Here is a 10,632-nt window from a genome sequence, read left to right as displayed (position 1 = left end):
TCCCTCCACCATGCACGGTGGACCGGACCCCTCTTCCCCCACCGGTCAGAACGGTTTCCCCGTGGGCGGGCGCGCGCATGCCGGACCGGATGGCCATGCCGTACCGAACGGCAGCGCCCGGCCGGACGGGAGCCAGGCACAGCGGACGGCGCACCCCCCGCCGGCACACGCGAGGACGGACGGCGGCGCGGCCGGAGGAGGGCGCCCCGCCGGAAGGGCGGACGGCGCGCCTGGCCCGGGAGAGCGGCCGGACGGCGCGGCGCCGCTCTCGCGTATCGACCAGTTGATCAACCGGCCGGCCGAACAGCCGGGCGCGCCGACGCCGATGAAGACCGCCGAGGGCGTCAGGCACCTCGACGTCGCCAGGGACGCCCTCGCCGACGGCGACGTCGCGGGTGCCCGGTCGGCGGCGGACACGGCCAGAGCGGCCGCCGACGAGGCACGACGATCGGGAACGGCTCCCAGGGACGAGGTCGCGCGGGCCGAACGGGAGGCGCTCCAAGCCGAGCGGATCGCCGAGGTCGTCGCGGAGATGGACGGTCTCGGCGGTTCGCACGCGGAGAACATGGCCAAGATCAAGGAATTCGGTCTCAACATCGAGATACGTACCTTCGAGGAGGTGGCCGGGGAGAGGGTGGATAACTCGGTCATCTATGACGCGGACACGAACACGCTGACGGTCCAGCAACACATGGCATGGCGGTCGCCGGCCGAGGAGCTCGCCGGCTTCATGGGCGGGCGCTTCCAGCCGTTCGAGCACATGATCAGCCAACGTCTGTTCGTGGCGCAGGATGTCAGCGACTGGCCCGGGCTGCCCGCGTGGAGCGACGGGGCTGTGCGCTTCCGCACCCAGGCGGAGTACGACGCCTGGGTGGACGGAGCCATGGTGCCGCAGTCCGAGCGGTTCACCGACGTACAGAAGGACTCGCTGGACGCCTACCGTGCGCAGCCGACCTACAGAGAGATCAATGATCCGCTCCGCGGCCACGGCCACCACTCGCCCGCCGCGGCCGAGCACATCGTTCACATCGACTCGGCGATGTCCCAGTCCGTCGTCCCCCAGGACATCGTCGTCGCCCGGCATGTCTCTCCGGGTGCCTTCGACCGGCCGATCGCGCAGCTGGAAGGGACGGTCCAGGGGGATCTCGCCTACGTGTCCACCTCGACCGCCAAGAACCCCGAAAGCTACGTGCACCTGGCCCTCGAGCTGGATTCGCTGGTCAAGCTCTGGCTCCGCGTCCCCGAGGGAACGCACGCGGTTCACATGACCGGTCTCCATCCGAACGCCGAGGTGTTCGGGCCGACCCATGAGCTGCTGCTCGACCGCGGCGTCCGCTACCGGGTCGACAAGGTGGTGCACGAGGACGGTGTCTGGAAGGTGTTCGGTACGGTACTGGGCGAGGAGGGCTGAAAATGGAGTCTCAGTGGGACGATCCGGAGTTCCGCACGTTCGACGCCCCGCAGGAGTGGTCCTGGACCACCGACGGGCCGGTCCGCTATGTCCCGGTCACCCGCGAAGGCCTGCCCCTGGGCTTCCTCTGGGTCGCCCTGACGTCCGACGCCGCGGGCTTCGTCCCGGCCGCCACCTCCGGCGGGGCGGGCATGAACGCGAGTGTCGCGTGGGTCGCGCGCCTGCGTTCCGCCAAGGCGGCGGGAGACGACCCCCTCGCGGCGCTGCGCAGGTGGGCGGGAGAGGCCGAGGACGCGCTGTGCGGATCCGTCCCCGCCGGCGCGGAGAGCGAGATCTCCGGCCTGGCCGGGCTCTCCGAGCTCGCCGGCCGCTCCTGAAAGACCTCCGGGAAGCCCGCGGCCCGGCGCGGACCGGGGGCCGGCGCTGAGGGAGAAGGGCTCCGGCGACGCCCGGAGCGCGCCGGGCGGCCCCGTAACCGGGGCGTAAGATCCTGCGCCCCCCGATGGGCGTAGCGTCGGAGGATGGAGAGCAACAGGCGCGTGCCCCTGTGGGCGGCGGCGCTGATCGGCCTGGTGTCCGGCGCGGTGGCCGTCGGGGTTTCCCTACTGGTCGCGGGCCTGGTGAAGGCCTCGGCCTTCCCTGTCGTCGCGGTCGGCAACGCCGCCGTCGACCTCACCCCGGCCGCGCTGAAGGACTTCGCCATCCGCACCTTCGGCGAGAACGACAAGACGGTCCTGCTGACCGGCATCTTCCTGGTCCTCGCCGCGATCGCCGCCGCCGTCGGCGTCCTGGCGGTCCGGGACATCCGGTACGGCCTGGCGGGCCTGGCCGCCTTCGGCGCCGTCGGCGTCCTGGCCGTCCTGACCCGTCCCGGCGCCGCCGCCGTGGACGTCGTCCCCACGGTGGTGGGCGTCGCCGCCGCCATGTTCGCCCTGTACCGCCTCATCGCCCGCGCCCTGACCCCGGCGGGCGGCCCGCAAGAGGAGGGGTGGTCGGTCGGCCCGCAAGAGGCGGGTCCGCTGGCTGGCCCGGCCGGCACCGGCCCACACGACGGGAGGGCGGCAGTGGGAGGCCGGGGGGAGGAGCGGCACGGCAGGGAGCCCGTCGTGGGTGCCGGAGGGGAGGAGCGGTACGGCGCGCCGGTCCCGCCGGTCATGCGGGCGGGGAGCGGCCCCTACCCCTTCGACCGGCGCAGGCTGCTGATCGGGACGCTGGGGGGAGTCGCCGCCGCCGGAGTGGCCGGCCTGGCCGGGCGGATGCTGTCGGGCCGGGCGGAGGTGGCCGCGGCCCGGGTCGGCATGGCACTGCCCCGCCCCGCCGTCCCCGCCGCGCCGCTCCCGACCGGCGTCGATCTGAGGATCAGGGGGCTCTCGCCGTTCGTCACCCCGAACCACGACTTCTACCGGGTGGACACCGCCCTCGTGGTGCCCCAGGTGGATCCTCGGAACTGGACCCTGAGGATCCACGGCATGGTGGACAGGCCCGTCGAGCTGACCTTCGCCGACCTGATGAAACGCCCCCTGGAGGAGGCCGACATCACGCTGTGCTGCGTCTCCAACGAGGTCGGCGGCCCGTACGTCGGCAATGCCCGCTGGCTGGGCACCAGCCTGGCCGGCGTCCTGCGCGACGCGGGGGTGCGGAAGGGGGCCGACATGCTGCTCAGCACCTCCGCCGACGGCTGGACCTGCGGAACCCCGGTGGACGTCGTCCTCGACGGCCGCGACGCGCTGCTGGCCTTCGGGATGAACGGCGAGGCGCTCCCGGTCGAGCACGGCTTCCCGGTCCGCCAGGTGGTCCCCGGCCTCTACGGCTACGTCTCGGCGACCAAGTGGGTGACGGATATCAAGGTCACCCGGTTCGACCGGGACGAGGCCTACTGGACGCCCAAGGGATGGTCGGCCATGGGGCCGGTCAAGACGCAGTCGCGCATCGACCTGCCGAGGGACGGCGCCCGCGTCGCGCCGGGCCGTACCGTGATCGCGGGCGTCGCCTGGGCGCAGCACAAGGGGGTGGAAGCCGTCGAGGTACGGATCGACCGGGGGCAGTGGCGCCAGGCGCGCCTGGCCGTGGCGCCGACCGCCGACACCTGGCGCCAGTGGGTGGTCGACGACTGGGACGCCACCCCTGGCAGCCACACCATCGAGGTGCGGGCCACCGACGCCACCGGCTACACCCAGACCCCCGACCTGGCCCCGGTGGCTCCCGACGGGGCCACCGGCTGGCACAGCGTCAGCGTCGACGTCGCCTGACGGGCGTCTTCCCCGATCCGCCGGGACCGGCCGCGCCGAGAACGGCCACGCCCGGCGGACCGGGAAACTCCAGCCCTGCCGTCCCGTTCCGTGCGGAGCCGCGCCGGTGAACGGCGACGGAGCCGGGACCGTCTAGACCGGGCTGCGCATCGCGGACATCGCCCGGGTGAGCCGGTCGAGCTCCTCCAGCATCGCGTTCGCCGACCCCGTCAGGGTGTCGTCGACGATCAGGTGGCCGTCGGCGTCCACGCTCCTGCGCATGAAGACGGTCACCGCCTCACCCGCCGGGACCATGCGCAGTTTGGACACCACCGGCTTGAGCAGCTCGACCGCGCGCAGGCCACCGGACAGCCCGCCGTAGCTGACGAACCCGACCGGCTTGTGGGCCCACTCCCGGTAGAGGAAGTCGAGGGCGTTCTTCAGGGGCGCGTTGAACGCGTAGTTGTACTCCGGCATGACGAAGACGAACGCGTCCGCCGCGTCGATCGTCGCGCTCCAGTCCCTGGTGTGCTGGTGGACGTAGTTGCCCGTGGTCGCGTCCTCCGGCTCGTCCAGGAACGGCAGGCCCACCTCGGCCAGGTCGACGAGCTCCACGTCGAAGCCGCCGTGCTCGACGGCGTGCCGGGTGAACCAGTCACCGATGTTCCGCCCGATCCGGGTCGGCCGGGTGCTGGTGACGATGACCTTCAGCAACGGCATGATGCCCCCAAAAACTTGTTTACGTGTAAACGCAGCTTGCCGCCACTTTGGTTACATGTCAACTAACGGCTAGAGTGGACGCATGGCCGACCCACGATGGCTCGACGAGCGGGAGTTCCGGGCATGGCTCGGCTACCGCCGGATGCGCCTGCTGCTCGACGCCCAGATCGTCCGCGACCTCAACCGGGACTCCGGCCTGTCCGACCCCGACTACGACGTGCTGTCCGCGCTGTCCTCCAGCAAGGACCGCCGCTGGCGGCTCAACCAGCTGGCCGCGCACATGCTGTGGTCCAAAAGCCGCCTGTCCCGGCACATCAGCCGGATGGAGGAGCGCGGCCTGGTCACCCGCGAGGAGTGCGCCGCCGACGCCCGCGGCGCCGACATCGTCCTCACCGACGGAGGGCTGCGCGCCATCGAGGCAGCCGCCCCCGACCACGTCGCGTCCGTCCGCCGTCACCTGATCGACCTGCTCACCCCGGAGCAGATCGAGACCCTCGGTGACATCGCGGACACCGTCCTGGAGCACCTCGCCGACGACCAGGGCGACGCCATCCCTTGAACTGGTCAACTCGCCCGCGCCGCGCGGACGGCCGCCCTAGCATCAGGCCCGAGGCGGATGGGCGAGGGGGACCGTGTGGCTCAGATGTTCCTACCCGCGGGGGTCTACAACCCCGTCGTGACCGCGGACGGGCAGCGATGGCGCGACTTCGAGCTGGAGGCTCAGGGGTCGGTCGTGGTGGCGGCGCCACGGGAGCCCGAGCGGGCGCAGTGGCGGCCGCTGCGGCTGGAGCGGTGCAGGCCGTACGGCGTGGCCGGAGGGCTCGCGCGGCCCGATCCGCAGACCCAGGAAGACATGGTGCGGGCCGTGCCGGTGACGGAGCAGGGGATACCCCGGCGCTTTCCCGACCCCCGGGGCATGTGGATCAGACTGATCAACGGAGCCGGGGCCGCGGAGGACCCGTTCCGGGCGACCAACGCGGTGGACTGCGCCCTCGCGGTGCTCTGCACCTGGTACGGCGCGCCGACGGTGGCCGCCCCCCGGCGGCCCGAGTACGACCGGGTCGGCAAGCCGCTGCTCACCGGCGAGGCCGGGGGAGTCGCCCGGGCCGAGCGATGGCTGGGACAGCGCTTCCAGTACGTGGGACAGGGGCGCCACGCCTACGTCCCGATCGCCCAGGCCCTGCTGGCCGGAGGACACGGAGCCGCCGCGATCATCATCAACCGCTGGCCGGCCGGTGGCAGCCACGCCTGGAACGCGGTCAACTCCGGCGGAGAGGTGATCTGGATCGACGCGCAGCGCGGCCACATGGCGGTCGAGCCGCCCTACGAATCGGTGACGGGCGTCTTCTGCGTGGTCATCGACAGGGAGGGGCGCCGGCTGTGAACCTCGACCAGGCCAGGGCCGTCGCCGAGGAGTACTTCAACGGTGTCCGCAGCCCCGGCTCCGCAGCGGAGATCAGGATATACACCTTCAACGAAGGCTACGTCGCCTGGTCCAAGGAGCCCGAACCCGAAGACCCCAGCGTGCTGCCCGACACCGTCGGCTCCGGCTGCGTCGTGATCGACAGAGCCACCGGCGAAGTCGTCATCCGGCCCCTGCTCAACCCCGAGACGGTGGCGGAGCAGTGGCCGGGGCGCCGCCCCCGATAGAAGGCGCCCCGGCCACTGCTCGACCCAGGGACAGCGGCCCGGAGCGCAGTCCCCGACAGAAGGCCCTCCCTGCTCGACGCCGGGACAGCGGCCGGGAGCGCCGCCCCCCGATGGAAGACGCCCCGGCCACCGGCGGAAAACCCCGCTCAGCCGGAGGCGAGCGACCCCACGATCGAGGCACGCGCCGCCCTGCGCGCCGGCAGCACGGCGGCGAGCACCCCGGCCAGGCCGGACAGCGCCACGAACGCCAGGATCTGCACGACCGGGAGCCGGAACGCGACCTCCTCCGTCATCGTCTGTGCCGCGGCCCAGCCGAACGTGACACCCAGCACCACACCGACCAGCGCGCCGATGAGCCCCAGGATCAACGCCTCCACCGAGAGCATCCACCGCAACTGCGGCCGGGTCAGCCCGAGCGCCCGCAGCAGCGCCGACTCGCGGGTCCGCTCATGGACCGACAGGGAGAGCGTGTTGGCGATGCCCAGCAGGGAGATCAGCACCGCCAGACCCAGCAGACCCGTGATGATCATCAACATCATGTCGAGCGCCTCGTCGAACTCGCCCCGCACCTCCGTCGAACTGGCGACCTTCGCCGTCGGATACGGCTGCGCCGCCGCCTCGACCACCTTGCGCGCCTGCTCGGAACTGACACCGTCCCTGGCGTTGACCAGCACCCGGCTGTCGCCGACCGCGCCGAAGTAACGCTCGAAATCCCCGTCGGGCACCGTCACCCCCGCCAGGTCGGCGACCTCCGGATCGAAGGTGGACACCACCGTCAGCTCCACCGTGCCGGCCTTGGCCGTCCGCACCGGCAACCGGTCGCCGACCTTGAGACCGAGCTCCTTGGCGACATAGTCGGCGACGACCGCGGTCCCGGGCTTGAGCACGTCGATCGAACCCGTGGCGAGCTCCGGCCTGAAGTCCGCGGGCGCGACGAACGTCCCGACCTCGTACTCGTCCTTCCCGACCTTGGCCAGGGTCTGGCGGAACGCGGCGACACCGGTCAACTCCGGCCTGGTCCGTAGACCCTCGGCCAGCGCGCGGGGCAACCCGGAATCACGGGCCTGCGGCTGGACCATGAAGTCCACGGGGAACTGGTCATCGAGCTTCTGGGAGTACGTCGCCCGCATGGTGCCGGTCAGAACCGCGATCAGCGTCATCAGCGTCACCCCCACGGTGAGCGCCACGGTGGTGGTGGCCGACCGCTTGGGATTACGCCGCGAATTGTCCACCGCCAGCCTGCCGGGCACCTTGAAAAGCCGGGCCGGCAGCCAGCCCACGAAGGCCCCCAGCGGCTTGACGATCACCGGCCCGAGAGTCAGCACCCCCAGGAAGACGAGCGACCCTCCGACCATGACCACAATGAGCGCGGCCTGGCCGGCCTCCATGCCCAGCGCGGCCACCGTCGCCCCTACACCCGCGACCAGGAACAGCGAAGCGAAGATCACCCGGATCAGCCCGGCCCTGAAGGTGTGCTCCTCGACCTGCGTGCGCAGCGCCGCGATCGGCGCGACCCTCGTCGCCGACCGGGCCGGCAGCAGAGCCGCCCCCACCGTGACGACCAGGCCGATGACCAGACCGAGGACGATCGTGCGCGGCGCCAGCGCGGCCGTCGCGGACGGCAGCGGCGCACCGACCGAGGTCAGTACGGCCAGCGCCCCCGCCCCCAGGCCGTAGCCCAGCAGCAGGCCCAGCACCGACGACAGCAGACCGACCACCACCGACTCCAGCACGATGGAACCGAACACCTGCCCACGAGTCGCGCCGATACAGCGCAGCAGCGCCATCTCCCGGGTCCGCTGGGCGACCAGAATGTTGAAGGTGTTGTAGATGACCAGCGCCGCCACGAACATCGCCACCAGGCCGAACATCAACAGGCCCATCGTGATCATCTGAGTGTCGGCGCCGTTCTGCCTGGCCATGGCATCGGCGTAGTCCTTGCCGGTCTTGACCCGATAACCCGAACCCAGAGCCGCGGCGATCGAATCACGCACCGCCTCCTGCGTGACACCCTCGGCCGCGGCGACGTCGATCTCCCGGAAACCCTTCTCCCCGGTCATCGACCGGGCCGTACCCGTGGTGAAACCGACCGCGCCGGTGAAGCCCAGCTCCTGGTTGAGCCCCACATCGAACAGGCCCACCAACGTGAACTCGTGCTTCACCTCCTCGGAGTCCAGCACCGTGATGGTCTCCCCCACCGCGAAACCCCGGATCCTGGCGGTGTTCTCGTCGAGCACCGCCTCCGCCGGAGTCTTCGGGGCCGAGCCACTGGTGATCAGGGTGCGGTTCAGCGAGCCCTCCGCGATGGAGACACCCGCCGTGGGATAGTCACCCGCGACCTTGCCGTCCTTGCCCATCAGAGCCGAAGTGCCCTGCACCAGCCCCTGAGCGTCGGCGACCCCGTCGACCGCGCGGACCCTCTCCAGCACGGCGACCGGAACGAGCGGCACCTCACGGGACGCCTCTCCAGGCGCGGGCGTCACGGCGGCATCGATCCTGTCGGCCGCCGCCGAGAACTTCTGGGTGAAACCCGCGTCGATGGTGTCGGTGAGCACGAACGTACCCGCGATGAAGCCCACCCCCAGCGCGATCGCCAGCGAGGTGAGCAACAGGCGCAGCTTGTGCGCCCGCAACCCGGCCAGAGTCGTCTTCAGCAACTCAGGCCTCCAGCTTCATCAGCGTGTCGAGCACGGACTGCGGCGTCGGCTTGACCAGCTCGCTGACCAGCAGACCGTCACGGAGAAAGACCACCCGATCGGCATAGGAGGCCGCGACCGGATCATGGGTGACCATCACGATCGTCTGGCCCAGCTCATGCACCGACGTGCGCAGGAACGACAGCACCTCGGCACCGCTACGCGAATCCAGATTGCCGGTCGGCTCGTCGGCGAAGATGACCTGCGGCTTGCTGATCAGAGCACGGGCCACCGCCACACGCTGCTGCTGGCCACCCGACAGCTCGGCCGGCTTGTGACCCAGCCGGTCACGCAGCCCCACCGTCTCCACGACCCGATCGAACAGATCCCGATCGGCCTGACGCCCGGCGATCTCCAGCGGCAGCCGGATGTTCTGCTCCGCGGTCAACGTCGGCAGCAGGTTGAACGCCTGGAAGATGAAGCCGATCCGCTCACGGCGCAGCAGGGTGAGCTGCTTGTCGTTGAGCCCCGTCAGCTCCACGTCACCGATGTGGACCTGGCCGCCGCTGACCGTGTCCAGCCCGGCCAGGCAGTGCATCAGCGTGGACTTACCCGACCCGGAAGGACCCATGATCGCGGTGAAGGCGCCCGTCGCGAAAGAGATGTCCACCCCCCGCAGGGCGTGTACGGCCGCATCCCCCTGGCCGTACACCTTCGTCAGGCCCCTGGCTACCACGGCGGCCGCCGCGTCCCCCCGCGCGCTCCACGCGCCGACCTCTCCGGTGATGGTCACGTCAACTCTCCTCGGCAACATGCACGTAATGACGAGACAAACGCTATTGCCGGAGAAAGCGCAGGCCATCGGACTCCAGGACGGATTCCCCATCCACCGCAGGGCCCTCGTGAAGAGACCACTGCCACCTCCGGGGTAGCCCCGCCTCGGCCATTCGGCTGAGGCGCCTCCCGCGCGACCCGCTAACCCGACCCGCCTCTCGCGTGACCCCGCTAACCCAGAGGCGCCTCACCCCGCGCGATCCGCTAGCCCCGGGGAGATCCGCTGGCCCCGAGGTGCCTCACCCTGCGGGACCCGTTAACTCCGAGGAGATCCGTTGGCCCCGAGGCGCCTTGCCCTGCGCGATCCGTTAACTCCGGGGAGATCCACTGGCCCTGAGGCGCCTCTCTCTGCGGGACCCGTTAACTCCGAGGCGATCCGCTGGCCCCGAGGCGCCTCGCCCCGCGCGACTCGCTAACCCGCCGAATGAGGGGTCACCAGCCCGGCCTCATAGGCGTACACCACCACCTGAGCCCTATCCCGCAGGCTCAACTTGGCCAGAACCCGGCCCAGGTGCGTCTTGACCGTCGCCTCCGCCAGATCCAGCCGATCGGCGATCTCCATGTTCGACAACCCCCTGGCCACCAGCACGAGCACCTCCCGCTCCCGCGCCGTCAACCCCCCGAGCGCCGCCTGCTCCACCACACCCGGAGACGGCAGATGCACGGCGAAACGCTCCAGCAGCCGCCGCGTCGTACTCGGCGCGACCACCGCGTCCCCACTGTGCACCGAATGGATCGCACTGATCAGGTCCGAAGGCGGCACATCCTTCAACAGGAACCCCGACGCACCCGCCTTCAACGCCGCGAACGCGTAGTCGTCCAGGTCGAACGTGGTCAGGATCAGCACCCGGGGCCTCTCACCCGCCGCACAGATCAGCCGCGTCGCCTCCACCCCGTCCATGACCGGCATCCGCACATCCATCAGCACCACATCGACCTCGGCCGACCGCGCGGCCTCCACCGCCGCGGCCCCGTCGCCCGCCTCCGCGACCACCGTGATATCCGGCTGCGCCCCGAGCACCATACGGAACCCGGCCCGCAGCAACGCCTGATCGTCGACCAGCATGACCCGGATCACCGGCCGCTCACCACTCCCCGCACGCCCCACGGACGGCCTCCGCCCAGCATCCGGCGACCCCGCGCACCCCGCAGA

Annotated in this window: 10 protein-coding genes; 6 read left to right on the top strand and 4 right to left on the bottom strand. The window is 71.1% G+C overall.

The window, feature by feature from the left end; all coding sequences use genetic code 11:
• The first annotated feature begins 283 nt into the window (after nt 1-283).
• The 3 genes from CA984_RS38735 to CA984_RS38725 all read left to right on the top strand — a co-directional run bounded on the left by CA984_RS38735 (nt 284) and on the right by CA984_RS38725 (nt 3,660).
• A complete protein-coding gene (locus CA984_RS38735; protein WP_165781573.1) occupies nt 284-1,411 on the top strand; it encodes an ADP-ribosyltransferase in 1,128 nt (375 codons plus the stop codon).
• 2 nt (nt 1,412-1,413) lie between these two features.
• Entirely contained in the window at nt 1,414-1,788 is a 375-nt protein-coding gene (locus CA984_RS38730; protein WP_086578355.1) for a hypothetical protein, read from the top strand.
• 144 nt (nt 1,789-1,932) lie between these two features.
• Complete coding sequence (locus tag CA984_RS38725) at nt 1,933-3,660, top strand: molybdopterin-dependent oxidoreductase (protein WP_086578354.1); 1,728 nt, start codon at nt 1,933-1,935, stop codon at nt 3,658-3,660.
• Nucleotides 3,661-3,792: 132 nt separating this feature from the next.
• On the opposite strand, the gene CA984_RS38720 is transcribed toward CA984_RS38725, so the two are convergent.
• Nucleotides 3,793-4,359 (bottom strand): NADPH-dependent FMN reductase, encoded by a 567-nt coding sequence (locus CA984_RS38720; protein WP_086578353.1) that lies wholly within the window; start codon nt 4,357-4,359, stop codon nt 3,793-3,795.
• A gap of 82 nt (nt 4,360-4,441) precedes the next feature.
• Between CA984_RS38720 and CA984_RS38715 the strand changes: the two genes are divergently transcribed.
• From CA984_RS38715 to CA984_RS38705, 3 genes are all read left to right on the top strand, one after another.
• Nucleotides 4,442-4,918: a MarR family winged helix-turn-helix transcriptional regulator gene (locus CA984_RS38715; RefSeq protein WP_031159006.1), complete on the top strand. Its 477-nt coding sequence runs from the start codon at nt 4,442-4,444 to the stop codon at nt 4,916-4,918.
• 84 nt (nt 4,919-5,002) lie between these two features.
• Entirely contained in the window at nt 5,003-5,743 is a 741-nt protein-coding gene (locus tag CA984_RS38710) for a toxin glutamine deamidase domain-containing protein (protein WP_242676412.1), read from the top strand.
• Nucleotides 5,740-6,009 carry a hypothetical protein gene (locus CA984_RS38705; RefSeq protein WP_086578351.1) on the top strand — a complete coding sequence of 90 codons (270 nt, stop codon included), beginning with the start codon at nt 5,740-5,742 and terminating at the stop codon, nt 6,007-6,009. Before CA984_RS38710 ends, CA984_RS38705 begins: the two co-directional genes overlap by 4 nt.
• Nucleotides 6,010-6,155: 146 nt before the next feature.
• Here CA984_RS38705 and CA984_RS38700 read toward each other — a convergent pair whose 3' ends face one another.
• From CA984_RS38700 to CA984_RS38690, 3 genes are all read right to left on the bottom strand, one after another.
• Nucleotides 6,156-8,666 (bottom strand): ABC transporter permease, encoded by a 2,511-nt coding sequence (locus tag CA984_RS38700; protein ID WP_086578350.1) that lies wholly within the window; start codon nt 8,664-8,666, stop codon nt 6,156-6,158.
• A gap of 1 nt (nt 8,667) precedes the next feature.
• Nucleotides 8,668-9,438 (bottom strand): ABC transporter ATP-binding protein, encoded by a 771-nt coding sequence (locus CA984_RS38695; protein ID WP_207621198.1) that lies wholly within the window; start codon nt 9,436-9,438, stop codon nt 8,668-8,670.
• 453 nt (nt 9,439-9,891) lie between these two features.
• Entirely contained in the window at nt 9,892-10,545 is a 654-nt protein-coding gene (locus CA984_RS38690; protein ID WP_086578357.1) for a response regulator, read from the bottom strand.
• Nucleotides 10,546-10,632: the final 87 nt, after the last annotated feature.

This window comes from Streptosporangium minutum (assembly GCF_002149035.1).
Classification (GTDB): Bacteria; Actinomycetota; Actinomycetes; order Streptosporangiales; family Streptosporangiaceae; genus Streptosporangium; species Streptosporangium minutum.
This window is presented reverse-complemented; position numbering and strand designations above follow the sequence as displayed.

Coding starts and splice junctions, on each gene's coding strand:
- CA984_RS38730 (WP_086578355.1), top strand. CDS start 1,414: ATGGAGTCTCAGTGGGACGATCCGGAGTTCCGCACGTTCGACGCCCCG.
- CA984_RS38725 (WP_086578354.1), top strand. CDS start 1,933: ATGGAGAGCAACAGGCGCGTGCCCCTGTGGGCGGCGGCGCTGATCGGC.
- CA984_RS38720 (WP_086578353.1), bottom strand. CDS start 4,359: ATGCCGTTGCTGAAGGTCATCGTCACCAGCACCCGGCCGACCCGGATC.
- CA984_RS38715 (WP_031159006.1), top strand. CDS start 4,442: ATGGCCGACCCACGATGGCTCGACGAGCGGGAGTTCCGGGCATGGCTC.
- CA984_RS38710 (WP_242676412.1), top strand. CDS start 5,003: ATGTTCCTACCCGCGGGGGTCTACAACCCCGTCGTGACCGCGGACGGG.
- CA984_RS38690 (WP_086578357.1), bottom strand. CDS start 10,545: ATGCTGGTCGACGATCAGGCGTTGCTGCGGGCCGGGTTCCGTATGGTG.